Genomic DNA, 25,346 nt, shown 5'->3' with positions numbered 1-25,346 from the left:
TTTTTTAGCCAAGCTGGCGGCATCTGGGTAGTAGCGGGACGACATAAAAAAACCTAACATACTGAGTATGTTAGGTTTTTATTGTTAACACCTTAATCGGCCTGATGGGCCTTGTTAGTCTTTACCAAACAGGTCGCGGGTATAGACTTTATCTGCCACGTCTTGCAGCTCTTCGGTCATTCGATTGCTCATAATGACATCCGCAGCCTCTTTAAACTGAGCAAGATCACGGTAGACTTTTGAGTGGAAGAAATGCTCATCGTTTAATTCTGGCTCAAACACAATGACTTCAATGCCTTTAGCCTTTAAGCGTTTCATCACGCCTTGGATCGCAGAGGCGCGGAAATTGTCTGAGCCGGTCTTCATTACTAAGCGGAACACACCCACAATTTTAGGGTTACGCTTGATGATGGCATCGGCAATAAAGTCTTTACGAGTGGTGTTGGAGTCTACGATGGCACGAATCAGGTTGTTAGGAACGTTGTCATAGTTGGCCAACAGCTGTTTGGTGTCTTTTGGTAGGCAGTAACCGCCGTAACCGAATGATGGGTTATTGTAGTGATCACCAATACGAGGGTCTAAGCCAACGCCTTCAATAACTTGCTGCGAGCTGAGCCCGAAAGCTTCACAGTAAGAATCCAGCTCGTTAAAGTACGCTACCCGCATAGCCAAATAAGTATTGGAGAAAAGCTTAACCGCTTCGGCTTCAGTGGCATCGGTAAACAGAGTCGGCACGTCTTGTTTGATCGCCCCTTCTTGCAATAACCCGGCAAACACTTTGGCACGTTCAGAATTTTCCCCAACAATAATACGCGACGGATGCAGATTGTCGTAAAGCGCCTTACCTTCCCGTAAAAACTCAGGGGAGAACAGAATATTGTCAGTACCAAACTTTGCTTTTACTTCTGCTGTGTAGCCAACAGGGATGGTCGATTTGATCACCATAACAGCATTTGGGTTTATTGCTAAGACATCTGCAATAACGCTTTCTACTGAGCTGGTATTAAAGTAATTGGTTTCAGGGTCATAGTCGGTAGGTGTCGCGATGATGACAAATTCTGCATTTTGATACGCTTGTTGTTTGTCTTCGGTAGCCACAAAATCGAGGCTCTTAGTGGCCAGAAAGTCTTCGATCTCAGTATCACTGATAGGCGATTGGCCTTGATTTAGCAGGGTGACTCGTTCTGCAACGATATCCACTGCAGTGACTTTATGGTGTTGAGCCAGCAGCATGGAGATGGACAAGCCGACATAGCCTGTTCCTGCGACAGCAATATTGTATTTTTTAGTGGTCAAAATAATTCCCTAAATCTTCAGTCTATTTAATTCGTTAGTCGATAGAATTCACGATACCAGTCGACAAAATTCTGCATGCCGTTTTCAATGCTGGTGGCGGGTTTAAAGCCTGTACTTGCCACTAATTCGTCTATATCGGCAAACGTCAAAGGCACATCTCCTGCTTGCATTGGTAGAGAATTCTCTTTGGCTTTCTTACCACAGGCGCTTTCTATTGCATCAATGAAACGGCGCAACTCAATCGGTTGATTATTACCAATATTAAACACCTTATAAGGTGCCTTAGCGGCAGTAATATCGCTCTGCATTGGTGCAGGGACAGTGTCAATAACACGTACAATACCCTCAACGATATCATCAATATAAGTAAAATCACGCTGCATTTTACCGTGATTATAAACATCAATTGGGCGATCTTCGAAGATGGCTTTGACAAATTTGTAAGCCGCCATATCGGGGCGCCCCCAAGGACCATATACAGTAAAGAAGCGAAGCCCTGTGGTTGGAATGTCATAAAGATGGCTGTAGGAGTGAGCCATGAGCTCGTTCGACTTTTTGGTGGCCGCATAAAGGCTAATAGGATAATCAACCTGGTCTTCTGTGCTAAAGGGCTGTTTTTTATTCATCCCATACACCGAGCTGGAAGAAGCATAGACTAGGTGCTTAACCTTGGTTTGGCGGCAGCCTTCAAGAACATTGGCGAAACCCACAAGGTTTGAATCAATATAAGCTTGTGGGTTTTCAATAGAGTAGCGCACACCAGCTTGAGCCGCTAAGTTGACGACGACATCAAATTGCTCTTCATCAAAGAGGGCAGCCATGGCGGCTTGATCGGCTAAGTCCATTTTAATAAAACGAAAACGATTTTCAGCTTGATGCTCATCCGCAAAGCGTGACACGTCATCAAGGCGTGCTGTTTTTAAGGCTGGATCGTAATAGTCATTGAGGTTATCAATGCCGACGATCTCATCTCCTCGAACCAAGAGCGGTTTAATTAAACCATGGCCAATGAACCCTGCGGCTCCGGTTACTAATATTTTCACATCGTCTCTCTTAATCTAAAGATAAGTTATCAGCCATAGTATAAAGAATTATGAGCTGAAAAAAGATGAAAAAAAGGCACAAAGGGCGAAACATTCGTATTTATTACCTTGTTAAACAAACATGACAATAGGCCACTTTTTATCCCGCTTGCTTTCTGGGTAGTGGATTTTTGTTCCGTGAGTGACTGGTTGAATGAATGTGCGCGCCTTCCTTCGAATGAACCTTGGTTTGATCAGACCTTTGTAAGGTTAAGAATGATTCGCATTTTATGAGTGAATTAAACATCAAAAAAAGCAATCACCCTCGGTTTGTAAAGGGAAAAACTGAGCCGATATTTATTTTGCTAAAACACTTGATAACCAAGGCTTTTAAAATAGTGAATAAATGCATAACATACACAAACTTTACACTATTCAGAGCAATTTTGAGTGATTGAAAATGAATGGATAGTGGTGCGTTAAGGATGCTTATTATTAATAAAAATGAGTTTTATAGTCATACTTTTTTAGCAAAAAATGGTTTGGATAGGAATATAAAATGCGCTTAAGGAATATTATCTGGTGTGTGGCTCTTGTATTAGTTGGCTGTGCCAGTTCGGTAGAGAAAGCACCCGATAAAGAACAGATTAAGGCGTTTTATATAAAACAGCTGACGGTCAATTTGTCAGAGTCGGTTGAAGCCATTCCGGGCAGTAAACAATTTGCCTCTGAAAGTAAACTGAGCAAAGATTTCGCCTATTCGATCCATAAAAACCTAGTCGAAGCAGGTATCTACGCATCGATGCCGGGCCCTAATGTGGCCGAGTTAGATATCACTATTGATTATTTACGGCGTTATAAAATAGGTGGTCGAGCCCTGAGTCGGCCGTTGGTATCGCACCAAGTTATTATTTCTCAAGGTAATCAAAAAATAGCAAAGTTAACGCAGAAGAATTACACACCGCTATACGGTTATTTTAAGGCGGTTTACGTCAATATCGAACGTGCAATTCATCAATGGGATGAAAAAGACGAACACATAGATGCGGAAAATATTAGTGAGTCTCTAGTGGAAGACTTAGAAAGAAAATACGATCTTTAGTTTGGTGCACTAAATTAGCGTCTTGTCGGCGTAAAAAGAATTAAAGGCGTGATCCTGATAGTCAGAATCACGCCTTTTTATTATGAGAAGGGAAGTTTAGCTGTGGCTTTCCCCTAATCTCATCGGTTTACTTTTGTTGCCAAGATTTTAGTAGCTCATCATAAGCGACGGTCACCCCTTGAGGTTTCTCATTCGCTAATTTGGCTTTTGGTGCTCCAGGTTGTGCTAACCAGTAAGCCTCATCACGTGGTTCGTTGAGCTTAGGACCACAATTCGGCTGTACTTTAGCGCGCTCTAGGCGACCCATTACTTTGTCTTGGGCAGCTGCAAGGCCGTTCAACGCTTCTTGAGGTGTGGCTTCACCACTAGCGGCTTGCGACACATATTGCCACCAAAGTTGCGCCAGTTTTGGGTAATCTGGCACGTTAGTACCGGTTGGGCTCCATTCGGTACGTGCTGGGCTACGATAGAACTCAACCAAACCACCTAGATTTGGCGCCGCGTCTGTCATCGCTTGTGAATTGATGTCGGATTCGCGGATCGGTGTTAGGCCTACTAGGGTCTTTTTCAAAGACACGGTTTTAGAGGTTGTAAACTGAGCGTACAACCAAGCCGCAAGACGGCGCTTTTCTGGAGTCGACTTCATAAAGGTCCAAGAGCCTACGTCCTGATAGCCTTTTTTCATGCCTTGTTCCCAGTATGGCCCAACTGGAGATGGAGCCATGCGCCATTTTGGCGTGCCGTCTTCATTCACAACTGGCAGACCTTTTTTCGTCATGTCAGCGGTAAAGGCGGTGTACCAGAAAATTTGCTGGGCAACGTTACCTTGAGCAGGAACCGGGCCAGACTCAGAGAAGGTCATGCCTTGTGCTTCTGGTGGCGCGTAGCTGCTTAACCAATCGACGTATTTTTGTGTCGCATACACGGCTGCTGGGCCATTGGTCGCACCACCGCGAGACACGCTCGAGCCGACAGGCTGGCAGTTTTCAACACGGATACCCCATTCGTCTACCGGTAAGCCATTCGGCAAACCTTTATCACCAGCGCCTGCCATAGAGAACCAAGCATCGGTGAAACGCCAGCCAAGTGAAGGGTCTTTTTTGCCGTAATCCATATGGCCATATACGCGCTTGCCATCCAAGTTTTTCACTTTATCGGTGAAGAACTCAGCAATATCTTGGTACGCAGACCAGTTGACTGGCACCCCTAAATCGTAGCCGTAAATGGATTTAAATTTTGCTTTTAGATCAGGACGAGCAAACCAATCGGCACGGAACCAATAAAGGTTGGCAAACTGTTGGTCAGGAAGTTGATACAACTTACCATCCGGTCCTGTGGTAAAGGATAATCCAATGAAATCATCTAGATCCAAGGTTGGCGAGGTGTAGTCTTTACCGTCACCGGCCATCATATCGGAAATAGGCACCACTTTACCGTAACGGAAGTGAGTACCAATTAGATCCGAGTCATTGATGTAGGCGTCATAAATGTTACGTCCTGACTGCATTTGCGTTTGCAGCTTTTCAATCACATCGCCTTCTTGGATCAAGTCATGGTGAAGTTTAATACCGGTAATTTCAGTAAAGGCTTTCGCCAATACTTGAGATTCGTATTTGTGCGTCGTCAGTGTTTCTGACGCAACGTTGATCTCCATACCTCGGAAGCTTTTGGCGGCCTCAGTAAACCAGTGCAATTCCTCGAGCTGTTGCTGTTTGCTGAGCGTCGAAACAGTAAACTCGTTGTCTACCCATTTTTCTGCGGCATCTGAGTATTGGTCAGCCCACAGCGAGGCAGAATGAAGCATCACCGCGATGGGTAAGGCTGCCAGTGCAATTTTTTTCTTATTGTAGTGCATGATGTACCTCAACATAGTTTAATTTCCTGATGGCATCCGTGCCGTATCGTCCTGGTCGAACGGATGGTTTAGCCCCAGCGCATTAGGATAATCATCCAAATAGCGCAAAGAACAGTCGCCACCATAAGGTTTGCATCCGTTAGTGCAACGAATGCCAAGTGAATAAAGGCACTGCTAAGCAGGCCAATAAACAAACGATCACCGCGTGTGGTATCAAGTGGTAAAAAGCCTCGACGTTCCACACAAGGAGATGCAATTTGCCACGCGGTCATGCCCACTAGGATGACCCCAATGCCAATAAAAAAGAGCGCGGTTGGTAATGTCCAAGACATCCAAGCCATAATAATTCTCCTTACACTCGGCCAAGGGCAAAGCCCTTCGCCACATGGTTACGAACAAAGTAAATGACCAGCATGCCTGGGATGATGGTGAGCACACCCGCGGCGGCGAGGAGCCCCCAGTCCATCCCTGACGCGGAAACGGTACGCGTCATAATAGCGGCAATCGGTTTTGCCTCGACTGAGGTTAAGGTCCGCGCTAGTAGTAATTCGACCCAAGAAAACATAAAACAGAAAAACGCCGTTACACCTATCCCTGAGCGAATCAACGGAATGAAGATGCGCACAAAGAACTTCGGAAAGCTGTAGCCATCAATATAGGCGGTTTCGTCTATTTCGCGAGGCACCCCACTCATAAAGCCTTCTAATATCCAAACCGCCAGTGGCACGTTGAACAAACAATGCGCCAGCGCCACGGCAATGTGAGTATCAAACAAGCCGACAGATGAGTAGAGCTGGAAGAAAGGCAATAAGAACACAGCTGGTGGCGCCATACGGTTCGACAACAACCAGAAAAACATGTGTTTATCACCCACAAAGCGGTAACGGCTAAAGGCGTAAGCCGCTGGCAAGGCCACTAACAAGCTGATCACCATGTTCATCACCACATATAATGTGGAGTTGATATAGCCCATGTACCAGGTTGGGTCGCCAAAGATCTTAGCGTAGTTTTCCAAGGTGAAATTCTCAGGGAAGAAAGACAAACCACTGAGGATCTCGGTGTTCGTTTTAAAGGACATATTGAGCAGCCAGTAAATAGGCAGCAGCAACAAGACTAAATACAGCACCATGCCTAGGCGGCTGCGGCGTGTTGCGTTGCGGGCCTTGCGCTCTGCATGGCTGTATACCGGCGCTTGTATAGTCTCGGCAGTGCCGTATTTTGCGGCGGACGGTTTGCTGTCGTGTGTCGTAGATGATTGCGTCATGATCCGCTCCTACTTGTCTTTTTGCATGTTCATGATGGTGGTGTAGAACACCCAACACACCAACAAGATGATAAGGAAATACACCAAAGAGAACGCCGCCGCTGGGCCTAGGTCAAATTGGCCAATGGCTTGTTGTACTAAGGCTTGGCTTAAGAAGGTCGTCGAGCTACCCGGGCCGCCACCAGTGAGCACAAAAGGTTCGGTGTAAATCATGAAGGAATCCATAAAGCGCAATAACACACCGATAATCAGGACGTTGGTGAGTTTCGGCAGCTGGATATAGCGAAACACTGCCCAGCGCGACGCTTGGTCGATACGTGCCGCTTGATAGTAAACTTCTGGAATCGCTCGAAGTCCGGAATAGCACAACAAGGCGACCAGCGGAGTCCAGTGCCAAACATCCATTAAGACCACGGTTGCCCAAGCATCAAAAGGGTCAGACGCGTAGTTATAATCGACACCTATGGTGCTCATGAACGCACCGAATAAGCCGATGTCTTCGCGGCCAAAAATTTGCCAGATAGTACCGACTACGTTCCAAGGAATGAGCAAGGGAATCGCCACCAGAATTAAGCACAGAGAAGCACTTTTCCCTTTGGTTGGCATCATCAAGGCAACGCCAATGCCCAACGGAATCTCAATCAACAAAATCGTCAATGAAAACAGAAACTGGCGAATCAAGGCATCATGCAAACGACTGTCTAGCATCACTTGCTTGAACCATTCTGCCCCCACAAAATAGCTGGTGTTTTGATCAAAAATATCTTGTACCGAATAGTTCACCACCGTCATTAAAGGGATGATGGCGGAAAAGGCGACAATGATAAAAACCGGTAAGACAAGGAACCAGGCCTTGTTGTTTTCGACTTTAGTTTGCATGCTCTACCTCCTGATCAACCGTGACTGACATGGGGCCATTGGGGTCGACCAAATACTCATTCACATAGACCTTGGTCCACTGTTCTGGAAAGCTGACGAAGACCTGCCCAGAGGGGACTTTTTGGTCTTCACTCAGACGTGCTTTCATCATCTGGCCATTAAATAGGAAGGACAGTATTTTGTATGTTCCTAGGTCCTCTACATAATCGACTTCCACTTGATAGGCGTCGTCGTTTTTGCCATCCCAAACGTGAACAAATTCAGGGCGAATGCCCAGCGTCACTTTAGCGGCATCCATGTTTTTGAGCGCAAGTAATACGTCATCTCGAATCGAAATTTGGAGATCACCAAACATCAATCTAGGGTTTCCTTGGCTGTCGGGAGTGAGGTGCGCGTCAAAGAAGTTCATCCCTGGGCTACCAATGAAATACCCGACAAAGGTGTGAGCTGGGTTTTCAAATAATTCTCTAGGAGTGCCAAATTGGACAATTTGGCCGTTGTACATAACGGCAATTTTATCGGCAAAAGTAGAGGCTTCTAATTGGTCATGGGTGACATACACCATGGTGATATTGAATTGCTCATGGATCTGCTTGAGCTTGCGGCGCAGTTTCCATTTTAGCTGCGGGTCGATCACGGTTAAGGGTTCATCGAATAGAATCGCCGACACATCATCACGGACTAAACCACGCCCCATTGAGACTTTTTGTTTCTGATCCGCAGATAAACCTTTGGCTTTGCGTTTCAGTTGGTCAGACAGCTCTAGGATCTCAGCAACTTCATGAACTTTTGAGGTGACTTTATGCTCTGGCACACCAATATTTCGTAGCGGAAAGGCGAGATTGTCGAACACAGTCATGGTGTCGTACACCACGGGAAACTGGAATACCTGAGCAATATTGCGTTCTTCTGGTTTCAGTTCATTGACCCGTTTGCCGTCAAATAACACCTCACCATCGGATGGCTCTAGTAAGCCAGAAATTATATTCAGCAAGGTGGATTTACCACAGCCAGATGGGCCAAGCAGCGCAAAGGCGCCCCCTTGTTCCCAGACGTGAGACATTTCGCGAATGGCGTAGTCTTCTGCTTTGCTTGGGTTCTCGCTGTAGCTGTGAGCGAGTGCATTGAGTGTGATTTCAGCCATAATCTTAATCCCTCATTCGCGCTGGTGAATGCACCATCATGCCTTGGCTATCGAAGGCATAGAGTTTGTGCGTGGGGAAGTACACCTTGATCTCTTGATCAACTTGGTATTCGTGTACACCAGATAAATGGAGCACCAGATCAAAGTGTGGGTTGTGAACGTGTAAGAAGGTTTCGGAGCCACTGATTTCGGCCAAGTCGACCTTAACCGGTAGCTCTAAATCGTCGTCAGAATGGGGTACTAAGCCGATGTGTGAGGCGCGCACACCAAACTGATAGGCCCCTGGAGTGAGTGCGCGCAAATCACTGTTAAGTTGGAAATGAACGGTTTCATCAAAGGTGACTTCATTATCACTGACGCGGCCAGGGACGACATTGATCGGTGGTTCAGAGAACATCTCGGCGGTAATGATGTCTTTTGGCTGGTGGTAAACCTCGGCGGTTGGCCCCATTTGTAATAGTTTGCCTTCGTGCATGACGGCTGTGTTACCACCCAGAGCTAACGCTTCATTGGGCTCGGTGGTAGCGTAAACGGCGATGCAATTGCGGGCTTTAAATAAGGCGCGCAGCTCTTGGCGTAATTCTTCGCGTAATTTGTAATCTAGGTTAACCAGAGGTTCGTCAAACAGAATGATTTGTGAGTCTTTCACCAGAGCACGCGCCATGGCGGTACGTTGTTGTTGGCCACCAGAAAGTTGTAGCGGTAAGCGATCTAGGAATTCATCGATACGCAGCATTTCGGCAGTTTCACGAACGCGCTTGTCGATTTCTGCCTTGTCGATTTTGGCCAACCGTAGTGGCGACGCGATGTTTTCGTAGACGGAGAGGTTGGGATAATTGATGAACTGCTGATAGACCATGGAGATATTGCGCTCACGCACTGCCATGCCGGTCACATCGACGCCATTCATCAGAATTTTTCCTGTGCTGGGTCTATCAAGACCCGCCATCAATCGCATCAGCGTTGTCTTACCTGACAGTGTTCGGCCAAGCAGAACGTTGAAGGAGCCTGGCTCAAGCGTCAAGTCGACGTTATCGATCCAAGTTTCACCGTCAACAACGCGTGACACATTTTGCAGCGTCAAAGACATTGTAGGTACCCTTTTTTGTTATTGTTGTTTGTTATATCGCTTTATGTTCTGGTGTGATTGCAGGTTTTTTCTGCGCTGAAAAATACAGACTGTTCAACCTGTTCAGTGTTAACAAAATGAACAGGTGCAAAACCGAACATCACATCGTTAGTCTCTTCTTACAAATCCCATGCCATGATTTTTAAATACCTCTTTGTTTTGTTTATCTAGTTGATAATGTTGAATAAATTTAAATATGTTCGAAAAAAATCAAAGTGTTCTGTTGCGAAAAATAACTGTTCATGACTGTTCAAAGTGTTTACAGTGGGTAAAAATAATGAACACTTAATGCACAATGTGCGGTTTTATAAAGACGTATTTTAGTGTGATAAAAGTGTCAGACGGATTATCAAGTGGGGACTTAATTTCTTGCTTGAATATGCTTTGGAGCCTGTGGTGGACAACAAGGAACAACAAAAACAACAGTCAAAGAGCGCCTTAGACAATAAGGTGGTCAAGCCGCTTGATGAGCAAAAACAAAGTCATAAAGAGCGTATACAAGACTCTTGGTATCGGTGTGAGCAATTTGGCTTGGATCACAATAGCCGGCCTGATTTTGCAACCCTGCCGAAAGGTTCACTGAATGATCTGATGGATCAGCATCGGAGTTTATTGGAAACCACCGAAAATGAAGTCTTGCCTTATTACGAGAACATTTTAAGTAACTCGGCGTGTATGATTGTGCTCGCAGACCGCCAAGGCCATGTGCTCAATACTTGGGGGCAGCCGCGTTTTGGCCGTGCAGCTGATCACGGCTTAATCGGTGGCAATCAATGGACCGAAATGGGAGTAGGCACCAATGCGATAGGCACCGCATTGACCACAGGTGAAGCGATACAAGTTGGTCGTGATGAGCATTATTTACGGGCCAACCGGTTTATGGTGGGTTCCGCCTCGCCAATCTACAACACGAAAAACGATTTAGTGGGCGTATTGGACATTTCTTCCGACGCTTATCTGCCCCAAGATCATACCTTTGGCATGGTCAAGCTGATGTCACTCAGTGTGGAAAACAGGTTGATATTTTCGGCCTTTCAACAGGATCATTTTATTCTGAGTTTTAACACTAATGTGGTCAGTTTAGACAGTCATTGGTCGGGTATTTTGGTATTGGACGAAAGTGGCACTGTGGTGTCGGCTAACCGTCGCGCAGAAGTTGTCTTAGCCAGAGATTTGGCGCTGTTAAATATCAACCAAGTATTTGATATCGAAATGCGCGAGATACGTCATCACCCCCCAAGCATGCCGATTAAGCTACGAGCATTAGGGCGTTATCAATTTTATGTCAAAGTGATTCCGCCGCTACAACAAATCATGCGGGTGCCAGATTTTCGCCAGCGTGCGGACTATGTGCCACCATCTAACTCATTGAAAGAAAATACTAAAATTTCTGAAAAGGTGAATAAGACGATTCCTGACAATGTGATTCCTCTAGACGAGTTACAGCATGGAGACGAGCAAGTAGAGCGTCTGGTCCGACAAGCCCATAAGATCATGGAAAAGGATATTCCGATTCTTATTCATGGGGAAACCGGTGCTGGGAAGGAAATTTTTGTACGCAGTTTGCATTACCATAGTTCACGAGCGAGCAATATGCTGGTGGCGGTAAATTGCGCTGCTATTCCTTCTGAGTTGGTTGAGTCTGAACTATTTGGTTACGAAAAAGGTGCATTTACTGGGGCACAAAATAAAGGCTCTATTGGGCTGATTCGACGTGCCCATCTTGGCACATTGTTTTTGGATGAAATTGGTGAAATGCCAATGGCGGTGCAGTCGAGATTGCTGCGCGTGCTGCAGGAGCGAGTGGTCACCCCATTAGGCTCTACAGAGACCTATCCGGTTGATATTAAACTGGTTTCTGCAACTAATCGGGCGCTTAAAAAAGAAGTCGACGCGGGGCGATTTCGACAGGATTTATATTATCGGATATCAGGTTTGAACATTGAATTGCCGCCATTACGTCAGCGCAAAGATAAGGCCAAATTGATTCAATATTTGCATCAGCGTTTACGTCAAGAAGAACCAGGCCCTGAGCTATCGAAGGCTATGTTAGCTCTGTTAGTACAACACCCTTGGCCTGGCAATATGCGTCAGCTCGCCCATGTCTTAAAAGTGGGAATGGCAATGGCAGATGAAGAAGTACTGGAGGAATGGCATTTACCGGACGATTTCTTTGAAGACCTGCATCACAAGCGTTCAGCAGACACCGCACTGGAAAACCCAGCAGATGGAACGAATGAGCCGTTAGAGGATCTGATTCCTCGGTTATTAAATGAATACAAAGGAAATGTCTCACAAACCGCCAAAGTAGCAGGTGTGAGCCGTAATACAGTGTACAAATACGGGAAGCTCAAATAGTGTAGTGGCTTTCCAAGGCAGAATGGAGCGGGCTTGATTATGACATATAAACTGTTAATGGGATTGGCATTGACGCTTCTGTTGTCGGCTTGTAGCCAGCAAACAGTGCGCACCGATCAGGTTAGTTTGCCTTTATTAACAGGCTGGCACGATGGAGAGAAGGTTTTTTATATTACTACCGATGCCTCGGATCGGGAGATCGCAAAACAAAAAAATGCCAATTATGCGCCGCGATTAAGTGATGCTGTTCCTAACTACCCGAAGCCACCAAGGGTAAAAACAGCCCTTGAACGTGTTTATGCATTTCCCCATGGGGAGCAGCAACGCAGCGTGTTTGCCTCAGTACCCGCGCCATTGGGGTATCAAAGCGAAGATCGTCATTATTCACCATTGTGGCTAATGTATGTAGTGACTTGGGCTGAGCCTTCTCAGGCTTATGAATTAACTTCTGAGGAAGCCATTTTTGAGGCGCAGGACCAAGGTTTGGTGACCATCAAACGAACCCAGGTTGTACTCAATTGCCCAGTGGTTGCCGCGCCTCACTAGCAAACGGTTTAACGCGGCCGATATTGGTCACCCCAAGAGGTTAGAAACTGGCTGAAGTGCGCCAAACGGCTGGGTAAATACTTTTGCTTATGCCAGACGAGATGCAATTGGCGAGGGAATGTTTGGTCGACCTCTAACATGCAGATCTTGCCAGTTGAGAGCTTTTCTTGTGCCGCTAAATTAGAAATAAAGCTGATACCTAGACCTTTTTCGACGGCCAATAATACCGACTCTATGCTGCTTAGTTCCAATACCGACCGCTGATCACCTTGAATCGCAGGTCGGATCCAACGTTCAAACTGTTGGCGGCTGCCGGATGCCGGCTCACGCAATATCCACATTTCTTGATGGAGTTCGTTTAGCGTGAGTTTGCTTCTTTGTGTGAGTGGGTGATTGGGAGCGCATATCAGTATCATATGATCTTTGATCCACGGTGTGGTTTGTAATTCTGGACGGGATTGCTGCCCTTCGATCATTGCCATATCTAAATCAAAGTTAAGCAACATCTGGCAGAGAGTGTCGCTATTCGTGATGGTGACCTTGATTTCTTGGTGTTGCATCAAGCCTTGTTCGGCTAATAATGAAGGCAGCAAATAGTTGCCAATTGTTTGGCTGGCACCAATGTGTAACTCTCCTAATGTGTCCGCATTTTTGCCAAACGTCAGTTCAATATCTTCGGCTCTGGCGATTAACTCATCGGCCATTGGCAGCAGTTGTTTGCCTTGCTGATTTAACTTTAGTTTAGGATGTACACGATCGAATAATGCCGTCTCTAAATGGTTTTCAAGTTGTTGTAACGATTGAGACACGGCGCCTTTACTAAGGAACAAGCTGTTGGCGGCGCTGGTTAAATTACCGTGGCGCGCGATGGCTGCAAAAACGCGGATTTGTTGCAGGGTGATTTTCATGGTTTATGGGTGGTTACTGGGTCTAAGTGCAAGCATTAAATTAGGGTGTTTTGCCAATATTCTCTTCTCCCAAGAAGGGTGTTGACCATACTTTCTTTGTAGAAAGTTCACAAAAATTCTGACTTTCATAGGCACGAATGATGAGCGCCGGTAGTAAGCGGAAAGTTGCGAGCTTTGCACCTTTAGGTGTGGCAGGACAGGTACTAATTGTTCTGATTGCAGTTCATTTTCAATAAAAAAGGCTGGCATCATGGCCATGTGTTCGCCTTTTAATACAGCGGCGCGCAGCATCCAAATGGTGTTGGTTAAGATATCAGGACTAATGGTGACTTCTTGAGGATGGTCCTGTGCCATGAAACGGATAACGCAGTCAGGGTCGATATGATTGTTATGGGCAAAACGATGTGCAGAAAGCTCGTTAGCTTGTTGGGGGATACCGTGCTTTTCAAGGTAGTCAGGCGTCGCTACGATTAAGCGTCGTAAAGGTAAAATATCCACTTTTTCTAAGATGCTGGTTGTTCCACCGGGAGCCTGCAAACAAACATCATAGCCTTCTTGGACTGGGTCACAAAAATGATCATTCTGCTGTAGTTCAATTTTAAGATCTGGGTGTTCTTGCTGAAATTCGCACAGGTCATCGGCTAAGTAAGCCGAATTGAAGGAAGAAATACAACTCACCCTAAAATTCCCTGTTAGCCCCCACTCGACTGAACTAACGGCCGCTTTAGCGCTGTCTAACTCGGCCAATAAATGCAAGCTTCTCTGGTAAAAATCAGCCCCCCCGTCAGTCACGGTTAAGCGTCTGGTCGAGCGCAATAGCAGCTGCAACTCAAGATGTTCTTCGAGCTGATTGATGCGTTTAGTTATAACGGATTTAACCGTGCCAGTTTGGCGTGCAGCTTCCGTAAAACTGCCAGCTTCGACCACTTTGACAAAGGTGCGAATGCATTCCAGCTCATTCATGACTAGGCAGATATTGTAAGCAAAATACGAACATAGCGGTCTCTTTTTATTATATTGTGAGCTCGTCGGCTTTTAATTATCTTAACTGAGTGTTTATCGAATGGGTATCCCTGATAAACAAGTATCTGTGCAGATTTTATGCAAGATGGGCCAGATAGGAGCAGAAAAAAATCAATAGACTGAGCGCTAAGCCCACACCCTCAGTCGCCATTTAACCTACTAACAAGCAATCGGATACGTGAAGAAGTGGTTGGGTTATTGAGTGAAAACTCAAGGCCACGGCCTCGTCACGCCTTGCTTTGGAGAAAAATAATGAAAAGATTAGCAGGTAAAGTCGCAGTAATTACGGGCGGTTCGCAAGGCATTGGTGCCGCTTTTGCCAGAGGTATGGCAGCACAGGGTGCACAAGTGGTGATTGCCGCTCGGTCTGACTGCTCACAGTTGGTCAATGAGATCCGTGAAACCGGTGGCAAGGCCATTAGTTGTCAGGTCGATGTAACAGATAACGCCTCACTGCAGGCGATGGTTGCGCAAGCGGAGGCGACCTTTGGTCCGATCGAAATACTGGTTAACAACGCTGCGCTTTTTTCCGCTTTGACCCTGAAACCATTTACCGAAATTGACGAAGATGAATGGGATCAGGTTATGAGAGTGAATGTGCGAGGCCCTTTTCAAGCGACCAAAGCGGTCTTGCCGAGTATGCGACGTAATGGTCGAGGCAAGGTGATCAACATATCTTCTGGCACTTTTCTAAGAGGCGCTCCCATGTTTTGCCACTATGTTTCTTCCAAGGGAGCTGTGGTTGGGCAAACGCGAGCCATTGCCACTGAAGTCGGTAAAGACAATATCCAAGCGAATTGTATTGTTGTTGGTCTAACGGAAAGTGAAGGGGTTGTGAACCATCAGCAGATGTTGGGAGCCGCAAAAGAGGGCACGCTAGCGGCGCGTATTATTAAGCGTCCGATGGTTCCTGATGATCTGCTAGGAACCTTATATTTTCTCAGCAGTGAAGACAGTGATTTTCTCACAGGGCAGTGTGTCAACGTTGATGGTGGTGCGCTTAATTATTGATAAATAAGATCTTTTTATTGTTTGCGAAACGCGAACAGACAGAGCACTTTTGCCTGTATTGTGAGCAAAAAGGGTTTTATTTATATTGAATATGCGGCTTAGGAGAGGATGCTTTTGTGCGCAAGACAAGCTTCTCAATGAAGTGATCTTGCTCGAGCCTGAACGAGCTGCAGAACATGAAAGTCATTGAAGTATAAGAAAAAGTGGACTTTCAAAATGTATTGGGCTGAGGAGGCACACATGGAAAACGCAAGAATTGACGCCGTAGTAAACAAATATCAAGACATTCCTATTCAAAAATTCGGCGAAGGAATTGATCTGCGTCGGCTGAATATGAAAACGGTTGCTATGACCTGGGTGGAAATGAAAGAAGGTTACGCTTCTCCATTGCACCGTCATGAAGATGAACAAACGGTTGCTGTGATTAGTGGCCGCTTGCGCGCTCGCAGTGGACCACAAGGTGAGGAAGTCTACTGCGAAATGGGTCCGGGCGACATTTTAACCGTGCCTTCTAACGTGATTCATCAAGTAGAAGCATTAGAAGATGCGGTTTTTTGTGAAGCATTTGGGCCTGGGCCAAACCTCGAAAAAGGCATTCAGACCGTGTACATGCGCAAACAGCAAAAAGCGGCGCAAAAGGTCAAAGCAGCAGAGCAAGCCGAAAAGAATAACTAAGGGCGGGGCGAATCAGTCGCCTCATCCCAAGGGTATGGTTTAGCAGCTTGTATTCTTTGTTAAGCATCCGATCAATAGGCTCACTATTCAGATTTGATGCTCGCTGTGAACAGTAAGCTTTTATCCACACGCTGAGGCAAAGGGGCTTGTTCGTATCTTGCCGAACAGTGCAGTAAAACACAGAGGCGAAGCTTCGCCTCTGTCACTAAACCAACAATAATAAAGACAAAGAGGGGTAGCAACATGGCAACTATTACTTATATCGAGCACTCTGGAGAAACGCATAAAATCCATGTAGAAAATGGTAAAACGCTGATGCAAGGGGCCGTTGATAATTTAATAGAAGGTATTTTAGGGGATTGCGGCGGGTGCTGTAATTGCGCCACCTGTCATGTCATGGTCGATGATGCTTGGGTTAGTAAAACAGGCAGTCCGAGTGAGCAAGAAAGCGAGTTACTAGATGCGGTCCCAGAGCCAACCGAAACGAGCCGTTTAGGCTGCCAAATTATTGTTTCTGATGATTTAGATGGCTTGATTGTGCGACTACCTGAAGAGCAGTTTTAATATGGAAGACAAGACCTGCATTATTATTGGCGCCAGTCATGCTGCTGCGCAACTTGCTCCCAGCTTAAGGCAACAAGGCTGGCAAGGGAAAATTATCCTGATAGGAGAGGAGCCGCATTTACCTTACCATCGACCGCCACTGTCGAAGACATTTCTTAGTGGCGAACAAGATGTTGAAAGCATGTTGATTCGTCCCGCTGCTGTTTATGAAAAGTTTGATATCGAAGTGCGCTTGGGAATGCGAGTTGAAAGTATTGACCGCGCCAATAAAACCGTGACCCTGGTGAATGGAGAATGTTTAGAGTATTCGAAATTAGCCTTCTGTACTGGTGCGCGGCCACGCCAAGTGGACCTGCCAGGTGTCGACCTGAAAGGAATTTACTACTTAAGAAACATTGCCGATGTAGAGCGGATAAAAAGCCGTGTTATCGCTGGCAATAGAGCAGTGATTGTTGGTGGTGGTTATATCGGTTTAGAAACCGCAGCCATGCTTAGTAGTCAGGGCATGAAGGTGACTGTGGTAGAAATGGCGCCTCGCGTATTGGCACGAGTGACCGCGCCAGAATTATCCGCTTTTTATCGGCGTTTGCATCGCGAAGAAGGTGTGTCGATCAAAACCATGGCTAGTGTTACAGGCTTTCAAGGTCGCGAAGGGCATGTCAAACAAGTGCTCTGTGCGGATGGCGAAGAATTGCCCGCAGATCTGGTTATTATTGGGATTGGCGTGGTGCCGAATGTGGAACTTGCAGAAGCCGCGGGCTTGGTCGTGGACAATGGCATAGTGGTGGATCAATTTGCCCAAACGTCGGACCCAGATATCGTCGCTGCAGGCGATGTCACCCACCACCCTAATTTAATCTATAGCCATTCATTACGATTAGAGTCTGTGCCGAATGCAACGGAGCAAGCAAAGTCCGCCGCGGCAAGTTTGTGTGGTAAAACGCTGGTGTATAATGCATTGCCTTGGTTTTGGTCGGACCAATATAAGGTGAAGTTGCAAATTGCTGGGCTTAGCCAAGGGCATGATCAAGTTGTCATTCGAGGCGATCATAAGACAAGCCGAAGCTTTGCGGTGTTTTATTTGCGTGAAGGTAAGTTGATCTGTGCAGATTGTATTAACCGACCACAAGAGTTCATGATCAGTAAGCGCTTGATTGCCCAAGGGCAGTCAGTCGACCCGCAACGTTTAGCCGATGAAGCCATTGTACCGAGGGACTTTTGAAGCGGCTGGTTTCTATTGTGCGACCAAGTGAACGGTTAGCAAAAAGAGCGGACGCTTTTTCATTGAAAGCGTCTGCTCAGTGCCTTGTTAGCCGTTAAATATCTCGCGATTTAGTACTTCTAGAGAATCAGCATGTTAAAGAGAGTTCGTGACCTAGCGTCTATTGTGCCAAGTTCAATGGCAGGGTTAGCCCTTGGCATAGGGGGCTTAGGGCGACTCTGGAGCTTGTTTCTAAACAATACTATGTTAGTGCAATATGCAGCGGCGCTGATTGCGTCCTTATTATTATTGATCGTACTGCTAAAATTTGTCTTACACCCCGCGTTACTGGGAGCAGACTTACGAGACCCGATTCAAGGCAGCAGCGCACCGACTTTCGCGATGGCATTAATGGTGGTTAGCCTGTCACTTGACGATCTACTTCCTGATGTTGGAGTGGTGGTTTGGGGTTCTGCTGTGCTATTGCATTGTGTGCTACTGGGCAGTTTTGTTTACCATCGTGTGAAGCATTTTCATATGCTTGATATGGCCCCGAGCTGGTTTGTGCCTTTTGCTGGTATTGCACTGGCCGCCGCCAGCTTTCCTGTTGGTTTCCAGCGGCTAGCAGAAGGTATTTGGTGGTTTGCTTTTGTTGGCTATTTATTACTCGTTCCCTTGATGCTGTATCGTTTGCTTTATGGTGGAGCCTTAAGGGAGGATGCCAAGCCAACACTCGCTGTGTTGGCAGCCCCCGCCAGTGTTTGTTTGACGGGGTATTTGACCATCAGTGAGCTTCCTTCTGAACAGATTGTTGCTTTGTTATTAATCATGGCATTGATCAAGACGAGCGTCGTTTATGGTTTTTCTATTTATTTAATACGTTTGCCGTTTAGTCCAAGTTATGCCTCTTTTACTTTCCCATTGGTTATTTCTGCCATCGCGTTACTAAAGGCCCAGCAACACTATATTCTTTGGCAGGGAAATGAATTTATGATCTTGCTATTAAAGGGAGTAGGCATGGTTGAGCTACTGATAGCAAGCCTTGTTGTTGCCTATGTCAGTGCTTGTTACCTTCGTTATTATTTCTTTACTCTAAGACGCAAATTGGCCTTTGCCTGATATTTGCCGTTGAACTACCCTTTATTTATTGAGCGGATAAATAGGGGTGCACCATGCGAGTAGAAAAACTTAGTGAACTCGGTATCTCCAATGCGTTGAAAGCGTTAAATAATGAAACCGTATCTCCCTGGACGATTGAAGACAATAAGCTTACCAAGCTTTTCCAGTTTAAAGATTTTCAGCATGCGTTTGGTTTTATGACCATGAGCGCTTTGTACGTAGAGAAGAAAAATCACCATCCTGAATGGTCTAACTTATACAATAAAGTCAAAGTGCAACTGACGACTCATGAAGCAGGTGGCGTCTCAGAAAAGGATTTTGATTTAGCGAAACGTATGGATCGTTTTGCCGGTTAAGGGCATGGGGTTGAGCAAATACTATCTTGCGGCGAAGGAAGGCCTTTGCCGCTGTCTATATTGATGAGCTCGTTATTAGGAAATGGTCACGAGGCCGACTTTCAAGCCAAAAGGCTGAAAGACTTTATTCACCACATCTGCGCTGTAGTTACCTTTGTTATTTTCATTTTCTGACAATGTTTTACGTGATACACCAACCAGTTGTGCATAATCTTCTTGTTTTAACCCAAGTACTTGAATGCGTAGCATCTTTAATGCTTCCCCTTGGGAGAGTTCACCAGCCATCATACGACTGATGATGTTCTTCATAGTTTTTTTCTTTTCTTGATTATCAAGCGGCTGAGAATTTTTAGATGCTCGAGTTTGTTGCGTGTCTTCTTGTGTCGCTTTTTTTATCGTTTCTTGCTGTTTAAGTTCAGCTCTTTTAACTGCTAATGCTTGTTCGGCCTTTTTGCCTTTCTTCTTCGCTTTTTTGGCAGCTTTATGTTTTAGCTTATGCTCTTTAATAGGATAAATACTTTCGATCTGACCTTTCATCTTCATCATATTGGCCCCCCCTAGTTTATTAGCTGAAATATAGATTAATACGAGCTAAAACCAATGATAGATCATTACTGTTTCATATTTGTGTCAATAAATAAAATTACTGTGTACTAAATGTAACTTAACAGAAAAAATACGGGAATGACCATAATATCAACAACAAAAAAGCCTATTGAAGTGTATCAATAGGCTTTTGGTAAAACGGGAAGGTAAGGAAGGAGCAAGCAACGCTTCTTGCCTCAGCTGCTAAAGGCAAGTTTGCAGGCGCCTTGGTTAATTTATTATGAGGCGCTGAGGTCAGCTTCAGCTGCAGCGAGCATGGTGAATTCTTCCTCAGGCGTTTTCGCAACCAAATGTTTTTTGCTATATAAAAAGTAGTAAGCGGCGCCGATTACGAACAAGACCAAGGTGTAGTTAAAGGCTCTAGGGTCGTAAGCGTAGACACCAGAAAGGGCTAGCAAGGACAAAATAAAGGCAATGGATGAGGTAACGATGCCGCCAGGTGTTTTATAGGGGCGAGGCATATCAGGCTGCTTGATTCTCAAAAGAATATGGCTCAGCGCCATTAAGGCATAAGAAACAGTCGCACCCACTACCGCCATCGCAAGCATCAAATCGCCTTCACCAGTTAAAGAGGCAAAAAAGCCTAAAATACCAGGAACGATCAACGCGCGTGCCGGAACTTTGCGTTTATTTGTGACGGATAAATTCTGAGGAATATAGCCCGCACGAGATAAGGCAAACACCAAGCGGCTGTAACCATAGATGATAGAGAAGAAAGAGGCAATCAAGCCAGCAAGACCAAGTACGTTCACTACCGTGCCTAGTGTTTCATGACCCGCGACATTGAGTGCATCGACTAAAGGAACAGCACTTTTTCCTATCGCATCTGCACCTGCAGCGCCTGCCAGTAAGAAGACAACTAACAAGGCGGTGAACAATAAGAAGATCATTGCACCAATGATACCTTTAGGGACATCTTTTGCTGGGTCTTTGGCTTCTTCCGCCGCTAATGGAACCCCTTCTACCGCTAGAAATAGCCACATACCAAAAGGCAGTGCAGCCCAAACACCGTACCAACCCATTGGTAAAAACTCTGTTGCTCCTGCGGCATCACTAACCGCCACATCGAATAATCGACTGGTATCAAAGTCACCGATTAACGCAATAGCAGTAGCGAGGATCGCAATCACAGCCAAGCCACTGATGACCATCATAACTTTTAACGCTTCGCCGGCACCGGCTAAGTGAATGCCAATGAAGACAAGGTAAAATGCGGCATAAACCCAAGGACCATTGACGCCAATCAAAGCCTCAACCGCAGAGCCAATAAAAATAACAATGGCAGCAGGGGCAAGCGCATATTCAATCAGTACGGCTAGGCCAGTTAAGAAGCCGCCGGTGGGCCCCATTGCTTGACGCGCAAAACTGTAACCTCCGCCCGCAGCAGGAATGGCCGCAGACATTTCTGCCAAGGATAACACCAAGGTGAAATACATGACGGCCATGAGTGAGGCGGCAATTGCAAAACCACCCCAACCGGCTTCAGCAATACCAAAGTTCCAGCCAGCAAAATCACCGGAAATAACGTATGAAACGCCTAACCCAGCGAGCAAGACCCAGCCAGCCGACCCTCTTTTTAATTGGCGTTTTGCCAAATACTCTTTATCTAATTGTTCAGACATAAGTGTTCCTTTATTGATAGTTTAAAAGTCATTTGTGATTTTCTAACGCTGTACGCGTTTATTTTTTTATGGTTTTTTGCATGGCGAAGGCAGCATTCACTGCCTTCTATTGGGACACGAGAAAATTTGTAGTGGTATTGTTTGCGAGTGCGACCTCATCATCGGAGCGGTCTTTTAAGGTCACCCCCGATTGCTGCCGCCGTCTGGCTTCAGTGAGTAGGTAATAGGCTTTTTTTGCCGCCTCTTGGTATTTCAAACCGGCAGGACGGACATTGGAAATGCAATTACGATAAGCGTCCGTGTGGCCCACTTTTCCCTCCCAAGTAAGATAGAGCCCCAAGCTGTCGGGTGAGCTTAAACCGGGGCGTTCACCCACCAAAACCAACACGCATTTGGCGTTTAAACGCTGACAAATATCATCACCGATAGCGACTCGCCCCTGCTCGACTAGGCAAATGGGCGCCAGTGTCCAAGGTTTTTTAGCTTCTGATGATGTTTCTTCTGCAAGAGCAGCATCATCGTTATGGCTAAGTGGCAACAGTTCAAACAAGGCGTTCAAAAAAGGTAGCGTGTTCTGTTGCACGGCCAGAGCGGATAAACCATCGACGATGGCAATCGCCAGATCGTAGCCCTCTGGATAGTTGGTTTTATGACAGTCCAGTTGATTGGCAGAAGAGGCGTCTAATAAACGTCCGAAGTCAGGGCGTTGCAAATAAGCAGACCTGTCTATTGCACGGCTATGCAGCAGTAGCGGAGCGCAATCTGGCGCCCAATTTTGGCTGACCAGGTGACGGCTTAAATCGGACAGATCTAAGGGGGTGTGTACAGCGTCGATTGCTTGCGCATGGGCTAATTGAAAGTCCAGCAGGTGTTTGGTCGGTAGGCTGATTCCTGCTCGTCCTAATCCCACACGGGCGTCAGTAAAAGCGTTCAACTTACGCCAAGGGTTCGCCGTTACCGGTTGTTGGGCATCATGGTGTGGCTGGGTTGGGCTAAGCTGTGGCGTGTTCTTGTTTGATTTATCCATCACTGGCCTCCAATCATACGCTTGAGTGATTGCTGAAAGGCGTCTGGCAGCTGATGATTGAGTGTGAATTGCTCATTATTTTTAGCTATTTCCATTTTGGCTAACCAAGCATCGAATTCTGGCGCTGGTTTTAAACCTAATACTCGACGGGCATAGAGTGCATCGTGAAATGAGGTCGTCTGGTAGTTCAACATGATGTCGTCAGAGCCTGGGATGCCCATGATAAAAGTGCAGCCAGCAACGCCGAGCAGTGTGAGCAAGTTGTCCATGTCGTTTTGATCGGCTTCAGCGTGGTTGGTGTAGCAAACGTCACACCCCATCGGTAAGCCGAGTAATTTGCCGCAGAAATGGTCTTCTAATCCGGCACGGGTGATTTCTTTGCCATCATATAAATATTCAGGGCCAATAAATCCCACCACAGTATTAACCAACAGAGGGTCAAACTTGCGTGCTACGGCGTAGGCCCGAGCCTCACATGTTTGTTGATCTAAACCATGATGAGCATTGGCGGACAAGGCGCTGCCTTGGCCGGTCTCGAAGTACATGACGTTATTGCCAACGGTGCCACGTTGCAACGACAGTGCGGCGTCTTGGGCTTCTGCCAATGTGTTGAGGTTAAAGCCGAAACTGTCATTGGTTGCTTGTGTACCGCCGATGGATTGGAACACCAGATCAACTGGCGCACCTTGATCAATGCATTCAATCGTATTGGTGACATGCGTCAATACGCAGGATTGTGTTGGGATCTCATAGTGCTGAATCACTTCATCCATCATGCGGATCAGGCGTGAGGCTTGTTGTACGTTATCTGTCGCAGGGTTAATACCAATAACCGCATCGCCGTTAGCGTACAGCAGTCCATCGAGCATACTGGCCGCAATCCCTGTTAAGTCATCAGTAGGGTGATTCGGTTGCAAGCGTGTTGAGAGATGCCCAGGTAAGCCAATGGTGTTTCTAAAGGCGCTTTTTATCTGACATTTCTTAGCGACTAGGATGAGATCTTGGTTACGCATAATCTTACTAACAGCCGCCGCCATTTCTGGCGTGATCCCCGCGCGAATGCTTTCTAGGGCCGATGTTGTGGCTAAGTCACTCAGTAGCCAATCGCGGAAGCCGCCAACGGTCAGGTGCGAAACAGGCGCAAAAGCAAGCTTATCGTGATCGTCTATGATTAAGCGCGTGATTTCATCTTCTTCATAGGGAACCAGTAATTCTTCTAAGAACAGGGACAGAGGTACATCGGCTAATGTCATTTGTGCGATGGCTCTTTCTTCAGCTGTGTGAGCGGCGACACCCGCCAACCGATCGCCAGATCGAGCCGGAGTTGCTTTGGCCATTAAATCGGCAAGGTTGGTAAAGCCAAATGTGCGTTCACCTACCGTATGACGAAATTGAAAAGCAGAATTAGGGTGGTTCATAAACAAAATCTCGTTGTTATTTTGTTTTGACTCAGTACTAATAGGATCAGCTAAGGAGAATCAAAACAGGTATAAATGTTGCGTATATAGAGCTTAATAAATACCACTGTGTGTGGTTATCGAATATTGGCAAAAATTAAAAAACTATATTTATCAGTGGTTTATGGTTTTTATTGAGTAGTATTTTGCACAATTCCGTCATTCATTAGGAATCCGTTATGTTTGATAAATGTATGAGTGCACCAAATGAGGGCGCTTTAATTAGCGTGAGTGAAGCGAGGGATGCCGATTTACACGCGAGCAATTTGACCAATTGGCAGCAGGAATACGATCAAACAAGTCGAGGGCGCTTTTACGGTCGTATTGTGGAGTTACCATTTGAAGGTTTGCAGGTATTTCGTGAACATACCAATCAGGCATTGCAACAGAAATGCGTTGTTTGGCCTAATTCTGTGTGGTTAGGTATTCCGCTGGCGGCGCAAGCAGAAAGTCGGATCAATGGTTTAGCCGTACAGTCCAATGCCATCATGTGTCGGCCTGGTGGCTGTCATTTTGAGCTGACGACGCCACAAGAGTACGATTTATATGGTTTAGTAGTGGACCAGCAAGCCTTGATCGCATTGGCCAACACCCATGGCGTTAATTTGCATTGGCAAGAGCTAACAGAACATGGGCGTTTAGCGATACCTGAGAAAACGTTGAGAGAAGTGCGTTTCTTATTAGCGCGACTGCTATCAGGCGATAAGGGGAGAGCGCCGCGTAGGTTACAATATGATATTGTGATGATGGCCTTATTGGAGGTGCTCAAAGCAGAAACGCCACAGCCGGTAAAAATACAGAGTTACGCACACCGGAAAAATGTCGTGGATTGTGCTCGACATTTTTTGGATCATCATTTAGATGAGCCTGTCACCATCACTCAGTTGTGTGACATTACCAACGTCAGTCGCCGTACCTTGCAGTACAGTTTCGAAAGCATTTTGGACATGAGTCCGATTCAGTATTTGCGTATTAGTCGCTTGAATGGCGTGCGCCGCGCCTTAATTAACGCGGGTCATAATTCCGCCGTCAGTGAGATTGCGGTACGCTGGGGTTTTTGGCACCTAAGTCAATTTGCGAAGGACTACCGTTGTCTTTTTGGTGAGCGCCCATCAGAGACTCTAGAGCGGCGAGCATAGCAAACCGAGTTATCCATTCTTTGTCTTACTTCTTTTTCCCTCT

The 25,346-nt window shown here is 46.2% G+C and carries 24 protein-coding genes; 10 read left to right on the top strand and 14 right to left on the bottom strand.

Annotated elements, in window-relative coordinates; all coding sequences use genetic code 11:
• Positions 1-114: 114 nt before the first annotated feature.
• Complete coding sequence (locus DFP81_RS08670; RefSeq protein ID WP_281272029.1) at positions 115-1,296, bottom strand: nucleotide sugar dehydrogenase; 1,182 nt, start codon at positions 1,294-1,296, stop codon at positions 115-117.
• A 26-nt stretch (positions 1,297-1,322) separates the two neighbouring features.
• Positions 1,323-2,339, bottom strand: coding sequence for an NAD-dependent epimerase (locus DFP81_RS08665; RefSeq protein ID WP_115897382.1), 1,017 nt, complete (start codon positions 2,337-2,339; stop codon positions 1,323-1,325).
• A 538-nt stretch (positions 2,340-2,877) separates the two neighbouring features.
• Here DFP81_RS08665 and DFP81_RS08660 point away from each other — a divergent pair.
• Positions 2,878-3,420 (top strand): hypothetical protein, encoded by a 543-nt coding sequence (locus DFP81_RS08660; RefSeq protein ID WP_115897381.1) that lies wholly within the window; start codon positions 2,878-2,880, stop codon positions 3,418-3,420.
• Between the two features lie 127 nt (positions 3,421-3,547).
• On the opposite strand, the gene DFP81_RS08655 is transcribed toward DFP81_RS08660, so the two are convergent.
• The 6 genes from DFP81_RS08655 to DFP81_RS08630 all read right to left on the bottom strand — a co-directional run bounded on the left by DFP81_RS08655 (position 3,548) and on the right by DFP81_RS08630 (position 9,652).
• Entirely contained in the window at positions 3,548-5,275 is a 1,728-nt protein-coding gene (locus DFP81_RS08655) for an ABC transporter substrate-binding protein (protein WP_115897619.1), read from the bottom strand.
• 68 nt (positions 5,276-5,343) lie between these two features.
• Positions 5,344-5,616, bottom strand: a complete 273-nt coding sequence (locus DFP81_RS08650) for a DUF2160 domain-containing protein (RefSeq protein ID WP_115897380.1) — start codon at positions 5,614-5,616, stop codon at positions 5,344-5,346.
• Positions 5,617-5,627: 11 nt separating this feature from the next.
• Positions 5,628-6,539 carry a carbohydrate ABC transporter permease gene (locus tag DFP81_RS08645; protein ID WP_220342895.1) on the bottom strand — a complete coding sequence of 304 codons (912 nt, stop codon included), beginning with the start codon at positions 6,537-6,539 and terminating at the stop codon, positions 5,628-5,630.
• 9 nt (positions 6,540-6,548) lie between these two features.
• A complete protein-coding gene (locus tag DFP81_RS08640; protein WP_115897379.1) occupies positions 6,549-7,418 on the bottom strand; it encodes a carbohydrate ABC transporter permease in 870 nt (289 codons plus the stop codon).
• Complete coding sequence (locus DFP81_RS08635; RefSeq protein ID WP_115897378.1) at positions 7,408-8,562, bottom strand: ABC transporter ATP-binding protein; 1,155 nt, start codon at positions 8,560-8,562, stop codon at positions 7,408-7,410. The genes DFP81_RS08640 and DFP81_RS08635 overlap by 11 nt, the downstream gene beginning before the upstream one ends.
• A gap of 4 nt (positions 8,563-8,566) precedes the next feature.
• A complete protein-coding gene (locus tag DFP81_RS08630) occupies positions 8,567-9,652 on the bottom strand; it encodes an ABC transporter ATP-binding protein (RefSeq protein ID WP_115897377.1) in 1,086 nt (361 codons plus the stop codon).
• A gap of 489 nt (positions 9,653-10,141) precedes the next feature.
• Here DFP81_RS08630 and DFP81_RS08625 point away from each other — a divergent pair, with 489 nt between their 5' ends.
• Both DFP81_RS08625 and DFP81_RS08620 read left to right on the top strand, forming a co-directional pair.
• The gene (locus DFP81_RS08625) at positions 10,142-12,049 is read left to right on the top strand and encodes a sigma-54-dependent Fis family transcriptional regulator (protein WP_425453665.1); all 1,908 of its coding nucleotides are present in this window, start codon (positions 10,142-10,144) and stop codon (positions 12,047-12,049) included.
• A 39-nt stretch (positions 12,050-12,088) separates the two neighbouring features.
• On the top strand, positions 12,089-12,595 hold the full coding sequence (locus DFP81_RS08620) for a DUF7482 domain-containing protein (RefSeq protein WP_115897375.1): 507 nt from the start codon (positions 12,089-12,091) through the stop codon (positions 12,593-12,595).
• A gap of 8 nt (positions 12,596-12,603) precedes the next feature.
• On the opposite strand, the gene DFP81_RS08615 is transcribed toward DFP81_RS08620, so the two are convergent.
• Together DFP81_RS08615 and DFP81_RS08610 are read right to left on the bottom strand one after the other, a co-directional pair.
• A complete protein-coding gene (locus tag DFP81_RS08615; protein ID WP_115897374.1) occupies positions 12,604-13,503 on the bottom strand; it encodes a LysR family transcriptional regulator in 900 nt (299 codons plus the stop codon).
• 3 nt (positions 13,504-13,506) lie between these two features.
• On the bottom strand, positions 13,507-14,466 hold the full coding sequence (locus tag DFP81_RS08610; protein WP_115897373.1) for a LysR family transcriptional regulator: 960 nt from the start codon (positions 14,464-14,466) through the stop codon (positions 13,507-13,509).
• Positions 14,467-14,778: 312 nt separating this feature from the next.
• On the opposite strand from DFP81_RS08610, the gene DFP81_RS08605 reads away from it, so the two are divergent.
• The 6 genes from DFP81_RS08605 to DFP81_RS08580 all read left to right on the top strand — a co-directional run bounded on the left by DFP81_RS08605 (position 14,779) and on the right by DFP81_RS08580 (position 19,452).
• Positions 14,779-15,537, top strand: a complete 759-nt coding sequence (locus DFP81_RS08605) for an SDR family NAD(P)-dependent oxidoreductase (RefSeq protein ID WP_115897372.1) — start codon at positions 14,779-14,781, stop codon at positions 15,535-15,537.
• Positions 15,538-15,777: 240 nt separating this feature from the next.
• Positions 15,778-16,212 carry a cupin domain-containing protein gene (locus tag DFP81_RS08600; RefSeq protein ID WP_181903065.1) on the top strand — a complete coding sequence of 145 codons (435 nt, stop codon included), beginning with the start codon at positions 15,778-15,780 and terminating at the stop codon, positions 16,210-16,212.
• 243 nt (positions 16,213-16,455) lie between these two features.
• Entirely contained in the window at positions 16,456-16,776 is a 321-nt protein-coding gene (locus DFP81_RS08595; RefSeq protein WP_115897370.1) for a 2Fe-2S iron-sulfur cluster-binding protein, read from the top strand.
• Between the two features lies 1 nt (position 16,777).
• Complete coding sequence (locus DFP81_RS08590; RefSeq protein ID WP_115897369.1) at positions 16,778-17,998, top strand: NAD(P)/FAD-dependent oxidoreductase; 1,221 nt, start codon at positions 16,778-16,780, stop codon at positions 17,996-17,998.
• Between the two features lie 132 nt (positions 17,999-18,130).
• On the top strand, positions 18,131-19,096 hold the full coding sequence (locus tag DFP81_RS08585; RefSeq protein WP_115897368.1) for a TDT family transporter: 966 nt from the start codon (positions 18,131-18,133) through the stop codon (positions 19,094-19,096).
• Between the two features lie 53 nt (positions 19,097-19,149).
• Positions 19,150-19,452: a 4a-hydroxytetrahydrobiopterin dehydratase gene (locus DFP81_RS08580; protein WP_115897367.1), complete on the top strand. Its 303-nt coding sequence runs from the start codon at positions 19,150-19,152 to the stop codon at positions 19,450-19,452.
• A gap of 75 nt (positions 19,453-19,527) precedes the next feature.
• Here the strand turns inward: DFP81_RS08580 and DFP81_RS18330 are convergent, their stop codons facing one another.
• The 4 genes from DFP81_RS18330 to DFP81_RS08560 form a co-directional block, all read right to left on the bottom strand.
• Positions 19,528-19,998 (bottom strand): helix-turn-helix transcriptional regulator, encoded by a 471-nt coding sequence (locus DFP81_RS18330; protein ID WP_220342893.1) that lies wholly within the window; start codon positions 19,996-19,998, stop codon positions 19,528-19,530.
• 278 nt (positions 19,999-20,276) lie between these two features.
• Entirely contained in the window at positions 20,277-21,680 is a 1,404-nt protein-coding gene (gene eat, locus DFP81_RS08570; protein ID WP_115897366.1) for an ethanolamine permease, read from the bottom strand.
• 106 nt (positions 21,681-21,786) lie between these two features.
• Positions 21,787-22,707: an ethanolamine ammonia-lyase subunit EutC gene (gene eutC, locus DFP81_RS08565; protein ID WP_115897365.1), complete on the bottom strand. Its 921-nt coding sequence runs from the start codon at positions 22,705-22,707 to the stop codon at positions 21,787-21,789.
• Entirely contained in the window at positions 22,707-24,125 is a 1,419-nt protein-coding gene (locus DFP81_RS08560; RefSeq protein WP_115897364.1) for an ethanolamine ammonia-lyase subunit EutB, read from the bottom strand. Before DFP81_RS08560 ends, eutC begins: the two co-directional genes overlap by 1 nt.
• 218 nt (positions 24,126-24,343) lie before the next feature.
• Between DFP81_RS08560 and DFP81_RS08555 the strand changes: the two genes are divergently transcribed.
• Entirely contained in the window at positions 24,344-25,303 is a 960-nt protein-coding gene (locus tag DFP81_RS08555; RefSeq protein WP_115897363.1) for a helix-turn-helix domain-containing protein, read from the top strand.
• Positions 25,304-25,346: the final 43 nt, after the last annotated feature.

This window comes from Marinomonas pollencensis (assembly GCF_003387375.1).
In the GTDB taxonomy this organism is placed as follows: domain Bacteria; phylum Pseudomonadota; class Gammaproteobacteria; order Pseudomonadales; family Marinomonadaceae; genus Marinomonas; species Marinomonas pollencensis.
The sequence above is the reverse complement of the archived record's forward strand: the minus strand, read 5'-3'. Positions and strand labels throughout refer to the sequence as shown.